Source organism: Methanoculleus sp. (assembly GCF_036677455.1).
Lineage (GTDB): Archaea > Halobacteriota > Methanomicrobia > Methanomicrobiales > Methanoculleaceae > Methanoculleus.
In genome coordinates this window covers 1-15,666 of the sequence record NZ_JAVBWL010000018.1, presented here as the reverse complement: position 1 = coordinate 15,666, position 15,666 = coordinate 1, and the positions used below count along the sequence as shown (strand labels likewise).

Annotated in this window: 14 protein-coding genes; 6 read left to right on the top strand and 8 right to left on the bottom strand. The window is 63.1% G+C overall.

The genetic code is table 11. From position 1 onward, the window contains the following. Nucleotides 1–115: 115 nt before the first annotated feature. The 3 genes from uvrB to uvrA are packed head-to-tail and all read right to left on the bottom strand — an operon-like array spanning nucleotide 116 to nucleotide 6,392. On the bottom strand, nucleotides 116–2,044 hold the full coding sequence (uvrB, locus tag V6K60_RS04915; RefSeq protein ID WP_332449399.1) for an excinuclease ABC subunit UvrB: 1,929 nt from the start codon (nucleotides 2,042–2,044) through the stop codon (nucleotides 116–118). Next, on the bottom strand, nucleotides 2,041–3,591 hold the full coding sequence (gene uvrC, locus V6K60_RS04910) for an excinuclease ABC subunit UvrC (RefSeq protein ID WP_332449398.1): 1,551 nt from the start codon (nucleotides 3,589–3,591) through the stop codon (nucleotides 2,041–2,043). The genes uvrB and uvrC overlap by 4 nt, the downstream gene beginning before the upstream one ends. Next, a complete protein-coding gene (uvrA, locus tag V6K60_RS04905; protein WP_332449397.1) occupies nucleotides 3,588–6,392 on the bottom strand; it encodes an excinuclease ABC subunit UvrA in 2,805 nt (934 codons plus the stop codon). The genes uvrC and uvrA overlap by 4 nt, the downstream gene beginning before the upstream one ends. A 140-nt stretch (nucleotides 6,393–6,532) precedes the next feature. On the opposite strand from uvrA, the gene V6K60_RS04900 reads away from it, so the two are divergent. After that, nucleotides 6,533–6,814 (top strand): hypothetical protein, encoded by a 282-nt coding sequence (locus tag V6K60_RS04900; protein ID WP_332449396.1) that lies wholly within the window; start codon nucleotides 6,533–6,535, stop codon nucleotides 6,812–6,814. Nucleotides 6,815–6,994: 180 nt separating this feature from the next. Here the strand turns inward: V6K60_RS04900 and V6K60_RS04895 are convergent, their stop codons facing one another. Next, nucleotides 6,995–7,384, bottom strand: a complete 390-nt coding sequence (locus V6K60_RS04895; RefSeq protein ID WP_332449395.1) for a PRC-barrel domain-containing protein — start codon at nucleotides 7,382–7,384, stop codon at nucleotides 6,995–6,997. A gap of 341 nt (nucleotides 7,385–7,725) precedes the next feature. Here V6K60_RS04895 and V6K60_RS04890 point away from each other — a divergent pair, with 341 nt between their 5' ends. Together V6K60_RS04890 and V6K60_RS04885 are read left to right on the top strand one after the other, a co-directional pair. Further along, nucleotides 7,726–9,534: an ABC transporter ATP-binding protein gene (locus V6K60_RS04890; RefSeq protein WP_332449394.1), complete on the top strand. Its 1,809-nt coding sequence runs from the start codon at nucleotides 7,726–7,728 to the stop codon at nucleotides 9,532–9,534. Nucleotides 9,535–9,577: 43 nt separating this feature from the next. Beyond that, nucleotides 9,578–10,312, top strand: coding sequence for a DUF5714 domain-containing protein (locus V6K60_RS04885; protein ID WP_332449393.1), 735 nt, complete (start codon nucleotides 9,578–9,580; stop codon nucleotides 10,310–10,312). Here the strand turns inward: V6K60_RS04885 and V6K60_RS04880 are convergent. Then, complete coding sequence (locus tag V6K60_RS04880; protein ID WP_332449392.1) at nucleotides 10,284–10,475, bottom strand: hypothetical protein; 192 nt, start codon at nucleotides 10,473–10,475, stop codon at nucleotides 10,284–10,286. The two genes, V6K60_RS04885 and V6K60_RS04880, sit on opposite strands and share 29 nt — an antisense overlap. Before the next feature lie 110 nt (nucleotides 10,476–10,585). On the opposite strand from V6K60_RS04880, the gene V6K60_RS04875 reads away from it, so the two are divergent. After that, nucleotides 10,586–11,284: a metal-dependent hydrolase gene (locus V6K60_RS04875; RefSeq protein WP_332449391.1), complete on the top strand. Its 699-nt coding sequence runs from the start codon at nucleotides 10,586–10,588 to the stop codon at nucleotides 11,282–11,284. On the opposite strand, the gene V6K60_RS04870 is transcribed toward V6K60_RS04875, so the two are convergent. Together V6K60_RS04870 and V6K60_RS04865 are read right to left on the bottom strand one after the other, a co-directional pair. Next, nucleotides 11,277–11,843 (bottom strand): archaellin/type IV pilin N-terminal domain-containing protein, encoded by a 567-nt coding sequence (locus tag V6K60_RS04870; protein WP_332449389.1) that lies wholly within the window; start codon nucleotides 11,841–11,843, stop codon nucleotides 11,277–11,279. The genes V6K60_RS04875 and V6K60_RS04870 overlap by 8 nt on opposite strands. A 19-nt stretch (nucleotides 11,844–11,862) precedes the next feature. Then, the gene (locus V6K60_RS04865; protein WP_332449388.1) at nucleotides 11,863–12,423 is read right to left on the bottom strand and encodes an archaellin/type IV pilin N-terminal domain-containing protein; all 561 of its coding nucleotides are present in this window, start codon (nucleotides 12,421–12,423) and stop codon (nucleotides 11,863–11,865) included. Nucleotides 12,424–12,638: 215 nt separating this feature from the next. On the opposite strand from V6K60_RS04865, the gene V6K60_RS04860 reads away from it, so the two are divergent. Further along, complete coding sequence (locus V6K60_RS04860; RefSeq protein ID WP_332449387.1) at nucleotides 12,639–13,496, top strand: DUF1616 domain-containing protein; 858 nt, start codon at nucleotides 12,639–12,641, stop codon at nucleotides 13,494–13,496. Between the two features lie 196 nt (nucleotides 13,497–13,692). Further along, the gene (locus tag V6K60_RS04855) at nucleotides 13,693–14,187 is read left to right on the top strand and encodes a hypothetical protein (RefSeq protein WP_332449386.1); all 495 of its coding nucleotides are present in this window, start codon (nucleotides 13,693–13,695) and stop codon (nucleotides 14,185–14,187) included. Between the two features lie 160 nt (nucleotides 14,188–14,347). On the opposite strand, the gene V6K60_RS04850 is transcribed toward V6K60_RS04855, so the two are convergent. After that, nucleotides 14,348–15,586 carry a Coenzyme F420 hydrogenase/dehydrogenase, beta subunit C-terminal domain gene (locus tag V6K60_RS04850; RefSeq protein WP_332449385.1) on the bottom strand — a complete coding sequence of 413 codons (1,239 nt, stop codon included), beginning with the start codon at nucleotides 15,584–15,586 and terminating at the stop codon, nucleotides 14,348–14,350. Nucleotides 15,587–15,666: the final 80 nt, after the last annotated feature.

Sequence of the window (15,666 nt, the reverse complement as noted above, 5' to 3'; positions counted from 1 at the left end):
GGTCCAGTGTATTGGACTTTCACGCATATCATCGGTCTCACTCATCGGGGAGACCGACTGCTTTTTTCACTACCACCGCCCCTCTACAGGTCTGTAACTTCGGCGGGTCGGAATCTTACCGCCCCTCCCCTTCCTGCAACCTCTTGATCGTATCCCGGAGCGCTATCGCCCGCTCGAACTCCAGGCGTTCGGCCGCCTCCCGCATCTCGGCATCGAGTTCGATGATCAGGTTCGGGATCTCCGACTTCGGGACGTGTTTGATATCGGTGATATCGACCTCTTTCTCGCGGATCGGCTTTCGGATCGTCTGCGGCGTGATGCCGTGCCGGGCGTTGTAGTCGAGCTGCATCGTGCGCCTCCGCCCGGTCTCGGCCATCGCCTTCTTGATCGAGTCGGTCATGGTATCGGCGTAGAGCACCACCTTCGCGTTCACGTTCCGGGCGGCCCTCCCGATCGTCTGGACCAGGCTCCGGGCGTCGCGGAGGAACCCTTCCTTATCGGCATCGAGGATCCCCACGAACCCGACCTCGGGGATGTCGAGGCCCTCCCGGAGGAGGTTGATCCCCACGAGGACATCGTATTTGCCGAGGCGGAGCTGGCGGATGATCTCGGTCCGCTCGATTGTCTGGATCTCGGAGTGGAGGTAGCGGGTCTTGATCCCCTGATCGGCCAGGTACTCCGAGAGTTCCTCGGCGAGCCGTTTTGTGAGCGTCGTCAGCAGTATGCGGTCGCCGCGGTCGATCGTGGCCCGGATCTCCGCCATCACGTCCGGGATCTGCCCCTCGATCGGCCGGACCTCGACCGCCGGGTCCACGAGCCCCGTCGGCCGGATGATCTGCTCCGCGACGCTCGAACGCTCCAGTTCGTAGTCTCCCGGGGTCGCCGAGACGAAGATGACGTTTCTCATGTAGCCCGAGAACTCGTCAAACTTCAGCGGCCGGTTGTCGAACGCCGACGGGAGCCGGAACCCGTATTCCACGAGCGACTTCTTCCGCGAATAGTCGCCGTTGTACATCCCGCGGACCTGGGGCAGGGTCTGGTGGCTCTCGTCGATCACCATCAGGAAGTCCTCCGGGAAGTAGTCCAGCAGGCAGTAGGGCTTCTCCCCGGCCTTCCGCCCATCGAAGTGGCGGGAGTAGTTCTCGATCCCCTTGCAGGTCCCGGTCTCCCGGATCATATCGATGTCGTAGAGGGTTCGCTGGCGCAGGCGATGGGCCTCGAGCATGCCGAGGTTCGGGAGCCACTCCTCGAGCTCCTCCTGGATCGAGACGATCGCCCGCTCCTTCTCCTCTTCCGGGGCGACGAAGTGACGGGCCGGGTAGACGAAGAAGTAGTCCATCGTCTCGAGCCGCTCTCCCGAGGTCTTGTCGATCTCGCTGATCCGGTCCACTTCGTCCCCGAAGAGCTCGATCCTGATGACGTTGTTGAAGTAACCGGGAACGAGGTCGATGGTCTCGCCCTTCACCCGGAACCGGCCCGGCGCGAGCTCCATCTCGTTCCGCTCGAACTGGATATCGATGAGGTGCCGGATGATATCGTCCCGCCGTATCCGGTCCCCCACCTTCACCTCAAACCCCATCCCCTGGAAGTTCGCAGGGTTCCCGAGGCCGTAGATGCAGGAGACCGAGGCGACGATGATGGTGTCGGGACGCGAGAGGATCGACGCGGTGGCCGCAAGGCGCATCTGTTCGATCTTGGGGTTGATCTGGGCGTCTTTCTCGATGTAGAGGTCGCGTTTCGCGATATAGGACTCAGGTTGGTAGTAGTCGTAGTAGGAGACGAAGTACTCCACCCGGTTTGCGGGGAAGAAGGACCGAAACTCGTTGTAGAGCTGGGCCGCGAGGGTCTTGTTGTGAGCGATGACGAGGGTGGGCTTCTGGACCTTCTCGATGACGTTTGCTATTGTGAAGGTCTTCCCCGAGCCGGTGACCCCGAGGAGGGTCTGGAACCGCTCGCCGCGGGAAAGTCCGTCGGTGAGTTTCCGGATGGCATCGGGCTGTGATCCCGTGGGCGAAAAATCCGATGTTAGATGAAACTCCATCATGGTACGACCGCCTTCTTCCTGAGGGTCCGGTGGTAGGTGATCGCGAACCGGTGCGCCTCGTCGCGGATCTCCTGAATGAAGAGCGACGCCTTCTCGTGCCGGTCAAGCGGCAGCGGGTGGGTGAAACCCGGCACGAAGACCTCCTCCTCGCGCTTCGCGATAGCCGCGATCGGGACCGTTATCCCGAGGTCCCTGAGCACGGCAACGGCCGCCGCAAGCTGCCCTTTTCCGCCGTCGATGAGGATCAGGTTCGGGAGTCTGCCCCCTTCCTTCTGGAGCCGCGAGTAGCGCCGGCGGACCACCTCGGCGATGGCGGCGAAGTCGTCGACGCCCTCGACCGTCCGTATACGGAATCGCCGGTAGTTCCGTTTGTCGGGCTTCCCCCACCGGAACTGAACCATCGAGCCTACCATCGCCGTCCCGGAGAGGTGGGAGATATCGAAGCACTCGATCGTGACCGGGAGGTCGGGGAGGTGCAGGCGGCGCTTCAGGTCGTCGAGTTTGATCCGGTCCCCGAAGAACGCGATCTCCACGTTCTTCCGGACCAGGTCGAGCAGGTTCTTCTTTTCGCCCCGCTGCGGCACGACCACCCGGACTTTGCCGCCCCGGAGGTGGGAGAGGTAGCCGGAAAGCGCGTCGTCGACCGGTTCCGGGAGGATCACCTCCTCGGGGGGCTCGTTCTCCGCGTAGTAGCGGGTGAGGAACTCCTCGAGGAACCCTTCCTTCTCATCGAAGGTGTACTCGTGCTTCCCGGCAAGCGTCCCGCGATCGATGTTGAAGAGCATCAGAGAGACAGTCCCGTCGCTCGTGATATAATTGACGATATCCTCGTTGTAGGTCTTCTGCCGGTCGACGTGCTGCCGTTCGCGCAATCCCTCGAGGGCCGCAACCTGGTCGCGGAGTTCCATCGCCCGCTCGTAGTCCTGCCACTCTGCCGATGCCGCCATCTCCTCCCGGAGCGTCCGGAGGAGGCCGGCGATGTCCCCCTTCAGGACCGCCTCGGCCCTTCTCGCCCGCTCCCGGTAATCGTCTTCGCTGATCGCCCCGGTGCAGGGGGCGCTGCACGAGCCGATATGGGCCCGGAGGCACGGACGCCGGGGGAGCCGCCGGCATGACCGGAGCCCGAAGAGGGTCTTCAAGAGCCGGAGGAGGTCGTCACGCTCCCGTGCGGAGACGAACGGCCCATAGTAGCGGCCGCTCCCGTCGGTCCCCCGGGCGACGTGGATACGAGGGTAGGGCTCGTCGGTGACGTGGATGTAGGCGTAACTCTTCGAGTCCTTCAGGTCGATGTTGTACTTCGGCTGGTGCTTCTTGATCAGGGTGTTCTCGAGGATGAACGCCTCGACCTCGGTGTCGGTGACAATGAAGTCGATTGCGGCGATCGCGGCGACGAGGCACCTCGTCTTCGGGTCGAGGTCGTGCCGGGAGAAGTAACTCGATACGCGCCGCTTCAGATTCTTCGCCTTCCCGACGTAGATGATGGTCCCCTCGTCATCAGAGAAGAGGTAGCACCCGGGTTCGGCTGGAAGACTCTGGGGGTCGATCATGGCTTCTTGAGGGTCTCCTTTAAGAACGCACCCGTGTGGCTCCCTTCGACCAGAGCGACCTCCTCGGGGGTTCCCGCCGCGATCACTTCTCCGCCGGCATCCCCGCCTTCGGGGCCGAGATCGATGACATGGTCGGCTGACTTGATGACGTCCAGGTTGTGCTCGATCACCACCATCGTGTTCCCCCGGGCCACCAGGTCATCGAGGACGGCGATCAGGTTCTTCACGTCGTGGAAGTGCAGCCCGGTGGTCGGTTCGTCGAGGAGGTAGAGCGTCTTCCCCGTGGGCCGCTTCGCAAGCTCGCGGGTCAGTTTGATCCGCTGCGCCTCGCCGCCCGAGAGGGTCGTGGAACTCTGGCCGAGTTTGACGTAGCCGAGACCCACCCGCGAGAGGGTGTCGAGTTTGTTCTTGATGGAGGGGAAGTGCTCGAAGTGGTCGATCGCCTCCTCGACGCTCATATCGAGGACGTCCGCTATCGAGCGGCCCCGGTACTTCACCTCAAGGGTCTCGCGGTTGTAGCGGGTCCCTTTGCACTCCTCGCACTCGACGTAGACGTCGGGGAGGAAGTTCATCTCTATCTTGATGAGCCCGTCGCCCTGGCAGGCCTCGCACCGCCCGCCCTTGACGTTGAAGGAGAACCGGCCGGGCTTGTAGCCCCGGACCTTCGCCTCCTTCGTCCCGGCATAGACCTTCCGGATCTCGTCGAAGACCTTGGTGTAGGTCGCCGGGTTCGAGCGCGGGGTCCGCCCGATGGGGCTCTGGTCGATGACGATCACCTTGTCGATCTCATCGTCGAACGCGATGCTCGCAAACTCCGCCGGGACCTCCTTTGAGTCATGCAGCCGCTGCATCAGCGCCCGGTAGAGGGTCTCGTAGATGAGCGTGGACTTCCCCGACCCGGAGACCCCGGTGACAACTGTCAGGACGCCGATCGGGATCTGCACGTCGATATTCTTCAGGTTGTTTCCCCGGCAGCCCGAGAGGCGGATGAACCGGTCGCTCTGCCGGCGGGTTTTCGGGACCTCGATCTGCAGATCTCCGGCAAGGTAGCGGCCCGTGAGCGAGGCCGGGTCTGCGATGATAGCCTCTGGCGGCCCTTCGGCGACGATCTCGCCGCCGTGAAGTCCGGCCCCGGGGCCCATGTCCACGACCCAGTCGGCGCTCCGGATCGTCTCCTCATCGTGCTCCACCACGACCAGGGTGTTGCCGAGGTCGCGGAGGTGCTGCAGGGTCTCGAGGAGCTTTCGGTTGTCTCGCTGGTGCAGCCCGATCGAGGGCTCGTCGAGGACGTAGAGCACCCCTGTCAGGTTCGACCCGATCTGCGTCGCAAGGCGTATCCGTTGCGCCTCCCCGCCCGAGAGGGTGCCTGCGCTCCGCGAAAGGGTGAGGTAGCCGACCCCGACCTGCTCCAGGAACTCGAACCGGAAGACGATCTCCTTCAGGATCTGCTTTGCGATCTCGCGCTCGGTCTCGGTGAGGTCGAGATCCCGGAAGAACGCGAGCGCCCCCGTAACGGAGAGGTCGGCGACGTCGACGATGGACTTTCCATCAACCTTCACGGCGAGCACCTTCTCCTTGAGCCGTTTGCCCTCGCACTTCGGGCAGGGGAGGATCCGCATGAACTTCTCGAGCTCACGACGGCGGTACTCCGACTGGGTCTGGTGGTAGAGCCGCTCGGCCTGCGGGGCGAGCCCCTCCCACGTCCCTGAGTGCGACCACGCGTCTCCGTTCTTCATCTTCATCGAGAGGCGGAGCTGCTCCGGCGAGCCGTACATCAGGACCTTGTACTGCTGCTCGGTGAGGTCCTTGATAGGCGTCAGGACCGAGAACCCGAAGTGTTTTGCCACGGCACTGAGATACTGGTTCCGGTAGCCGTCAAGGAAGTTCCGGTAGAGCGCAACAGCGCCGTCGGCGATGGACTTGCTCTTATCCGGGATGATCAGGTCGGGGTCGAACTCCATCCTGATCCCGAGACCGTTGCACTCCTCACAGGCGCCGAACGGGCTGTTGAAGGAGAACATCCGGGGCTGGAGCTCCTCGAACGCCATCCCGCAGACTGGACAGGCCATGAGCGACGAGAAGGCCTCTTCGCGGTCGGATTCATCAACGGCGATGACGAGCCCTTCGGACTTTGCAAGGGCGTTCTCGATCGCTTCGACGAGCCTTGAGCGCTCGTCGACGGAGAGTCGGTCGATGACCACATCGATGTCGTGCTTCCGGTAGCGTTCGAGGGTGATCTCGTCGGTGGTCCGGTGGATCTCGCCGTTGACCCGGACCCGGGCGTAGCCCTCCCGGTCGAGGTCCTTGAAGAGTTGCTGGTAGGTCCCTTTCTTCTGCCGGATGACCGGGGCGAGGATGGTGACCGTCCCGGCCATGACGGAGCCTATCCGGTCGGCGATCTTCTCCGGCGACTGGGCCTCGATGGGGATGTGGTGCTCCGGGCAGAACGGCGTCCCCACCCGGGCAAAGAGGAGCCGCAGGTAGTCGTAGATCTCGGTGACCGTCCCGACGGTGCTCCGGGGGTTCTTGGACGTCGTCTTCTGCTCGATGGATATGGCAGGCGAGAGGCCGTCGATGCTGTCGACGTCGGGTTTCTTCAGCAGCCCGAGGAATTGCCGCGCGTAAGCGGAGAGCGACTCCACATAGCGCCGCTGTCCTTCGGCGTAGATGGTGTCGAAGGCAAGCGTGGATTTTCCAGACCCGGAGACGCCGGTGAGGACGATGAGCCGGTCCCGCGGGAGTTCGACGGTGATATCCTGAAGGTTGTGCTCCCGCGCCCCCTTGATGACGATCTTCTTCATTGTTCTGTGCAGATCTCTTTGTCCTGGTACTTCATAGCCGTTTGCGATCCATAACTTTTAAATAACATGGTTAAAGGAAGGCCCCGGTGCCGACCGCTCCGGGGGTTCGCTGGGGCGGGGGTGGGGGCAGCCATGGCGATATGCGACTGACCGAAGGGCAGGAGCAGGAGAAGACCGAAGGTCTTGGACTAACGATGTTCCGGCAGGAGCAGAGTTCGAACACCGACAGGTGCGGAGTGCAGCTGGCCGAAGGGCTGGATCTGGAGAAACCCGAAGGTCTTGGACTGCCGGTGGGGAAGCCGTGCATAGTTCTTCTCCAGAGTTTCCCGTACTTCCAGCAAGAGGCCGCTCACAACGCAGATGGTGCACATTTTGGAAACGGTGAAATTCCAGGAGGAACTGCGAAAGGGCTCGCAATGTGAGAGCGACGGCATACTTCGGGCTCATCCGGGTGAAGGGCTGTCATGACGGGGGTGTACCCGCCAGACTGCCCGGATCTCTACGGTATGGAAAAAAGGGTCTTCAATGCGGCATTTCGGCCACGGGCCCGGGTTCAGAACCCGGGCCCGCGACCGATTCTCGTTCCTGCTCTTCCCGGGAGTTCACCGCTCCTGGCGGCGCTCCCAGTATGGCGTATACCCGTAGTGGCTGTACATGCCGGTGAGCCACTCGCGCTCAGCGGTCGTCGGCCAGTTGTCCTTGTCAAACCCGGGTGCGTTCTCCAGCCGCTCTTTTGGGACGTCCAGGACGAAGACGTCGTCGGCCGCATTGTACTGAAGAGCCGCCCACGGGATGGCGAAGAGTTTGTCGCCGAGTCCCATGAGCCCTCCAAACGAGAGGGCGGCATAGGCGATGCAGCCTTCGTTGGCATCGATCACGACGTCCTTGATGGTCCCGAGATCTTCACCCCGTGGGTTCCGGACCGAATAGTCCGCAAGATCTCTTCCTCGTACAATACTCCGTCTCTCCACCGTTGTGGTAGTTCCTCTCATAGGTATCACGTCTCCAGAGGCTGTGGGAAAGAAAATCCCACCCCGAGGGGGTCGATACGGGCCGGGGGTATTTAATTTTTATGTTAATATAATTCAAGCAGAATACTGTAGCTCCCCGGTGCTCCGTCCTGCACGTGAGCCCCCTCGCACGGGAAAGATCACGGTCACGGCCTTCCCCGACCCAAGAGAAGCGGCCTTCCCGGTAATCCGGCCCCAGGCGGTCTCATCCTGCCCCACGATAGCCGTTCCGGGTTGCCCCGGCCGCTGGAGCACAGGTATTATACGCGAGGAACGTATGGAACTGCAACGGAGTCGCCGCTCCTCAACCGGACCCGTATACCATGAGCATCACAGACTACTGCCGGCGCACCGTCGCCTTCACCCGGGATATCATGCGTCAGCCGGCGAAGGCAGAGAGGGACCTCCAGTTCTCCGACCTCGCCTTCTTCCTCAGGTTCGCCCGGCCAATCTGGAGAGCAGGCGTGCTGGCGCTCGCAGCGACGGCGCTTGTCTCCGCCGCAAAGACCGTCCTCCCGCTCAGCATCAAGTTCTTCATCGACAACATCCTCCTCGGGCAGGCCCCGGCACCTGACGCCCTCCTCGCAGGGGCCGGCGGCATCCTCTCATCGCTCAACACCCTCATCATCGCCCTCCTCGCACTCGGGCTCTTCACCGGCGGCATGGACCTCGCCCGGAACTACTGGACCGCCCGGTTCCGGGAAGGCTACGCCTTCAACCTCCAGACCGCCCTCGTCGAGCACGTCCTGAGTTTCCCGCTCTCCTACTTCAAGTCGCAGCAGACCGGCTACATCATGTCCCGCCTCTCCGACGACGTCCAGATCCTGCAGTATACCGTCGCCCAGTACCTCCCCCAGATCATGGCCAACGCCCTCTACGTCGCCTTCACCCTGGTCATCCTCTGCCTCCTCAACCTCAGGCTGACCCTCGTCGTCGTCGCCTTCATCCCCCTCTACTTGCTGGTCAACGCCGTCTTCATCCGGAGGATCCGTGCCGCCACCCACCGGGAACGCGAGCGGCAGGCCTATGTCTCGCGGGACCTCCAGGAGGTGATCTCCGGGATCGATACCGTCAAGTCGCACGCCGCGGAGGACCGGGAGGTGCGCAAGGTCTCCGGAACCCTCCGGAAGATGGTCGACGCACGGATCAGGAACACCATGCTCTCGGCGCTCTCGGAGTACTTCAGGATCGGCACGATGTCGCTCATGCTGATCGCCGCCTTCTGGGTCGGTGGGAATGAGGTGCTCGCCGGGGGCATGACCGTGGGGGACTTCGTCGCGTTCGCGGTCTACATCGTGACGTTCGCCCCCACCGTCAACACCTTCTTCGCCTTCCCCGTCGTCATGCAGCCCGCGGCGACGTCCGCCGGCCGCCTGCGCGAACTCTTCCGGATGAGCGGGGAAGTGAGTGCAGGTGGGATTGTGCCCCCCGACGTGCAGGGGCGGATCGAGTTCTCCGGCGTCTGGTTCGGCTACACCGGATCGGACCCGGTCCTCCGCGACGCAACCTTTGTCGCCCGTCCCGGCGAGACGGTCGCCGTCGTCGGGCGGACCGGTGCGGGGAAGACGACCCTGATCAACCTGATCCTCCGGGCGTTCACGCCGCAGCGCGGCAGGATCGCGCTCGACGGACACGACCTCTCATCGCTCGACCCACGGTGGCTGCGGCGGCAGGTCTCGCTCGTCTCGCAGGACCTCTTCCTCTTCCACACCACCATCGAGGAGAACATCCGCTACAGCAGGCCTGAGGCCACCCTCGAGGAGGTGAGGGATGCCGCACGGAAGGCGCAGATCCACGATGATATCGTGCAGTTCCCCGGGGGCTACGGGACGATCGTCGGGGAGCGCGGGACCCAGCTCTCCGTCGGCCAGCGGCAGCGGGTCGCCATCGCCCGGGCGTTCCTGAAGGACGCGCCCATCCTCATCCTCGACGAGCCCACATCGGCGCTGGATCTCCAGACCGAGGACCGGATCCGGGAGATACTCCGGGTGCTGACCCGGGGCCGGACGACCATCCTGGTCTCCCACCGCCCCTCGCTCCTGGAACTCGCCGACCGGGTCCTCACGATCGAGGACGGACGGGTGCGGGAGCGTCGGGATGCACCCGTGCCCTGTCGATCCGTCACCCCCTGACCTCGACCGCAGGCTTATGGGAGAGGGCGACGCACCTCATGGTATGGAGCATCGATCGGGATGCCTGATCTGCGGCAGGGATCTTGTGTACACCCGGGAGCCCCGCGACCTTCTGTGCGCCGTCTGCAACGAGGTCCGGAGCACCACGGCGGCCTGCGAAGCCGGGCACTTCGTCTGTGACCGGTGCCACAGCCTGGGGGCGCTCGACCTCATCGAGCAGTTCTGCATCGCGACGACGCTACAGGACCCGCTTGCCATCGCCTGTATCCTGATGCGGTACCCGGCGGTCAGGATGCACGGGCCGGAGCACCACTTCCTGGTGCCTGCCGCGCTCATCGCCGCGTACTGCAACCACCGGGGAGAGCCGGAGCGAAAGGCGGCGCTGCTCGGAGCGGCACGCGCGAGGGCCGGCACCGTCCCGGGAGGGGCCTGCGGGACCCACGGCGCCTGCGGCGCGGCGGTCGGGACTGGCATCTTCGTGAGCCTGATCACCGGGTCCACGCCGCTGAAGAAGCAGGAGTGGTCGCTTGCAAACGAGATGACCGCGAAGAGTCTCGCGGCGATAGCCCGGCACGGCGGCCCACGGTGCTGCAAACGCGACTCGTGGCTCGCGATCGCTGAGGCGGCCAAGTTCCTTTCCGAACGGTTCGGCGTAGCCCTCCCTGTTGAGGAAGCAGTGCGGTGCGAGTATAGCGAGATCAACCGTGAATGCCGCAAGAAGGCGTGCCCCTTCAACGCCGGAACGCCGGCTACTCGACCGGGTGACCCGCAACCCTGAGGGCGGCGAGAAGGATGTAGTAGCCGACGACGATCCCGATGAACGTCGAGGCGACGGCGATCAGGCTGTTCCCCCACTGCATACGGCTCCACCAGCCCGCCGCACTGCCGATGATGAAGGATGCGAATACGATGAGGATCTCCTGTCTCTCAAGCAACGCCATGGTCGGTCTCTCCCGTTGAATGAGGAACTCTTCGTTCTCACCGCCCATAGGGTTTGCGCACGCTCCAGACCGCGAGACTATAAACCGGCCGTGCGTTAATTCTATGGCGAATGTTCGTTGCCTGCCACCTCTTTCTCGGCCTCATCCTGGGCCTCGCGCTCGCCAGACGCCTGGGTGACCGGCGGCTCATCGGTTTTGCGGCTCTTGGAGCCGTCCTCCCCGACCTGCTCGACAAACCGGTCGGTCATCTCCTGCTCGCGGAGTCCCTCAACTCCGGGCGGATATTCGCCCACGGGCTCCTCTTCCTCGGGCTCGTTCTCATCGCAGGCATAGCCCTGAAGCGACGAGACCGATCGTTTGCGCTCCTCGCCGTTGCAACGGGCGCACTCTCCCACCAGGTCCTCGATATGATGTGGGCGATGCCCGTCACCTGGTACTTCCCGCTCCTCGGCCCGTACAGGTCGTACGAGTTCACCGACTACTTCGGCAACGCAATCCTCGCGGAGGTGTCTTCGCTCTCGGAGTGGATATTCCTCGCCGCATCGGCCGGAATCGTCCTCGCTGCCAGCCGGGGCTCCGGCCCGGACCTTGCCAGGGTCGGCCGCAGGCTCAACCGTGTGGCCGTCCCGCTCCTCGGGCTCCTCATCTTCGCTTCACTCTATGCCTGGGCGGCCGGCCTCCCGGAAAGTATCCTGATGGCCGGGGCCGGGCCGGAGGATTACCTGCTGCTGGCAGCAGTGGGCGCCATCGGGATCGTCGAAGCGATCAGGAACCGGCACCTCCTGGATCCCGAACAGGGTCTCATTTGAGCAGGGTAACCCTATCGATGCTGCCCGGGACGGCCCTCTCCACCCGGAGCGCCGCCCTCCCCGCCGGTTTGATCTCGATGGCAAACGATCCGTACGGCCCGAAGTCGGTCAGAATCGAGGGCGAAATATTCAATCTATACTGTTCCCCGGCCTCAAGAAGCATATCGGCGTCGCTGTTCACCCGTTCCTGGACGCTCCAGAAGCCGTATTCTGGAGATGAGGAGGCCAGAGGGGTCGCCTGTGCAACCAGCTCCTCATGGTGAGGGCCGACCAGGCGGACGGAGACGGAAGCCATGTCGATCGGTTCGCTGCCGGCGGTGAGGCCCACCGGGATGATGATCGATTTTACTTGCTTGCCGTTATTGCTGACGCCGTAGACCATACCGGTCACGGTGCAGGCCGATCCCGCCTGCTGGACTCCCTGATGGACGACCGACTGACCCTGCTGTGCAGAAGAGAACCCGGACTGCAGAACGACAAACGAGAAGACTGCTGCAACAATGACGAATGCAATGAGTACAATTGCCGCTTCAAGCCCGGTGAATCCGGCATCCGTCATGGCCCGGGGGGAGCCCGCCTTATGAGAAGAGCTCGACATACGTATTCGTCTCAATGCCCGCGGGGATCGTTCGGGTCAACGAAGCGGTCGCGCCCCCGGCGGCGGTCACACCGATGGTGAACGTATCCCCCGGCCGGATACCAACGTCGTCTACCACCAGTTTCACCGTGACGACCTCCCCTGATTCCAGAAGATCCCCGGCGTCTTTTCGATATCGCCATGTCTCGGTTACGCGAGTGTCGCCGGCGGAAAACGTGAGAAGAGTCTCTTTTGTGGCGATGGTGTAAGTCATGCTCCGCATATCGACCGCGGCGAGATCCGTCGCGGTCTCAAGGTCGAACTCCACGAACTTGAGCACGCCTGAGAGATCCAGTTTGGCGATGACCGTGTATCCCGGGCGGAAGGCGGACCCGGCCTCTTCGAGGCCGGCATGCATCACCTCCTGGCTCTTCTGCGATGTCGTCATACCCACCCCAAGAACGACGTAGGCGAAGACCGATGCGACGACGACAAAGGCGATGAAGATGATGGCTGCTTCGAGTCCCGTGAAAGCCCGATCGTCCCTCCCCTCTCGAAGCATAATGATTGCACGTCTGTCGCATTCCGATTAAAAGATATTGATTCTGTGCGGCCGTATCATCATAGATCCACGCCGGTCTTTCCAGGGGCAGTAGGCGATCGCCCGCCCGGCAGAGGACCTCGTTTCGGGAGTCACGCCCCGCACCGTAGCGGGAAGAGGAGAGGGATGTTCCCGGAGAACCTATATATACCATGCCTTTTTATAGGGGTAGCAGGATGCCGTTAAAAAATCCCATAGATCGCCTCATCGGTCCTGCCAGTCACCACATCGTCCCGCCGGACGCAACCCTCGTCTACCCATGGCTCTTCATCGCCCTTCTCGCCGCTTACGCCCCGGCCACTCGCGTGCTCCTGCCGTTCATCCTCCTCATCCCCTGCTGCCTCCTGGTCGCGGCCCTCTTGCCGGCAACGGGCGGACCAGGGGGATTGGGGTCCCCCGCCCGCTCGCCGGGGCTCTCCATCACCACCCGTCTTATCGCACAGTTCCGGTGCTGCACCCTGCTCAACGAGGGCCGTAGTCTGGTTCCAAACCGCACGCTCCTCACCGCAGTCCAGGAAGGGGGCTCCGGCAGTTCCGCGTCCCGGGTCAACCAGGTCCTGGCTATCGCCCTCTCTGCCGTCCTCCTCGTGGCCATCGGGATGACGGTCTTCATTGTCGTCGCACCAGACGAGGGAGAGAAGTTCACCGAGTTCTACATCCTCGGGCCGAAGGGAAAAGCAGCCGATTACTCGACAGAGTTCATGTCCGGAACGCCGCAGACGGTCATCATCGGGATCGGGAACCACGAGCACCGGGAGGTCACCTACACGGTGGAGACGTTTGCCGTCGAGAGCAGGCTCGATACCGCGAAGAGCCAGTCGACGGTCGTCTCGGCGACACGGCTCGACCGGTTCTCCGTCACGGTGCCCCATAACCAGACCGTAGAGCAGCCCTACACCTTCCGGATCGAGGACCCGGATACGGATAGGCTCGAGTTCCTCCTCTTCAAAGAACCGCCGCCCGAGGAGATCCCGGAGAGCAACCTTGCCGATGCCGGTTACCGCAACCTGCACCTCTGGCTGCGGGTGCACTGACGACGGCCCATGAGGAGAAGGGGCCCCCTGGGTGTCGCTCGTAAGCGGACCCGGGGAACCACCCCACGAGCCCCGGGAGCAAGTCCCCGGATGGCGGGGTCGGAGAATCAGCCCGACCGGGCCGGAATCACGCGGGCACGCGATTTTTCCAAATATTTATCAATCCGGACGGCATACGGTTCTTCGAGGTACAAGAATGAAACGTGGAATTCTGGTCGCCTCCCTTCTGGTCCTGGCGCTTATGACAGCCCCTGTCGGGGCGTTCAGCGCAGACAACCTCCTGATAACCGTGGACGAGGATGGAAGCGCAGATATCACCTTTAACTACACGCTTTCGTGGATTGAGAGGATCGCCGTCTTCTTCAAGATCGCCGAGCCGGAGCAGGAACTGAAATCCGCGCTCGAGAAGGCGACGGGAGCACCCGTAACAGTGACTTCGGTCGAGAGCAACGCCGCTACATTCTCGGTCCCGGGTTTTGCAAAGATCAAGAGCGCTGATGACGGGAACACCTACTCGACGCCTGGCCTTGACTTCACCGGGGCGCAGGAGGTGCTCGAAAGTTACTGGTTTGCGCCGCTCGTTGATGCCGACTTCTCCCCGGGCCTGACCGTGGTCCGGTTCCCCGACGGCCACGAGGAGACCTTCTCGAACCAGCACGCCATCCCGGCCCTCGCTCACACGATCCCGTGAGCGGGGCTCTCTCTTCTTTTAAGCCCCGGGATGCCCGGGATCGTCGAGCACCACCTGTCCGGTAGCGAATACGATCGCCGAAGACGCGCTCAGTTTATGCCCGGAGCCGCGGCTACAGCCGCAATCTATCAAAAAAAAGAAAGGAGAGATTCTTCCCTCTTCACTTGAAGATGTCGAAGATCTGGTCGCTGCCGGTGTCGGCGAGACGCTTGCGTTCCGTCTTCTCCTCGACGAGCGCAAGAACCGGGAGCTCCATGTCCACACCCGGGGTGTGGCCGAACATCTTCTCCATGTCCACCTGCAGGGCGTGCATGTAGAGCGAGTTCGGGATGTCCATCGCACAGTGCTCTTCGCACTGGCCACAGTTGATGCACGAGTCCGAGATGTGGGCGTAGCGGATCAGGTGGAACATGAAGGGCGGCGGGACCTGACCGGGCTCGACCAGGTAGGCCTTCTTCGTGCTGCACTCGACGCAGTAGCAGATCGGGCAGTTCTCGATGCAGGCGTAGCACTTGATGCACCGGCCCGTCTCTTCCATGATCTTCTTCAGGCGGTCCTTGCCTTCGCCGAGCCCCTCGAAGTTGCGTGCCCGCCACTTGTCGCCGAGCTTCAGCATCGCGCCTTCGACCTTGCCGCGGATCTCGATCCCCTTCGGGTTCGCAGCGTCGGTCTTGACAGCGCCGGCCTTGACGGCCGCGTCGAGGAGGTTTGCGCCCTTCTCGGAGCAGACCTCGACGAAGGTGGCGTTACCGGCCTTATCGCCGATGACACCCCAGTTCCCGCAGGCGAGATCCGCCTGGCGGGGGACCTTCATCTTGCACCGGCGGCAGTTGCCGCGGCGGCCGAAGCCCTCCTCCTCGAGCTCGTCCATCGAGATACCCTTGTGCTGACCGTCCTTCGTGACGATGATGAACTGACCCTTGTCGATCTCTTCCTTGACGACGTCGTCAGGGTCGACACCGAACTTCTCGGCGATCATCTTCCGGGCGGTCACCGGGCTGACCGAGCCACCGCAGTTGAGGCCGATCATCAGGACGTTGTCCAGGTTGACCTGGTTGCGCTTCGCGAGCTCGTAGAGGCCCATCGCGTCGCAGCCTTTCACCGGGACGGCGATCCGCATGTTCTCGGCACCGTCGAGATACTGCTTGACCAGTTTCGAGAGCAGGAGCGTCCCGCAGTGGAGCGAGCCTGCCGTCTGTGCGATCTCAGCGGGGTCGGTGATGAGTGTGGGGACTGCATCGTAGATGTCCTGTCCCTTCTTGACGGCAAGGACAGCGTCCACCATGCCGGATGAAAGGGCGTGCGTCAGCAGAGCGGAGACCGCTCCACCGCACTCGCCCCTCTCCTGGCAGGCGGCGTCGGCTGCCCATGCGTAGACCATGTCGCCTTTTGCTGCCATTTACTGCACCCCCGTGATCTTCTCAACCTTCACAGCACAGGCCTTGAACTCCGGGATCTTGGCGATCGGGTCGAGAGCGT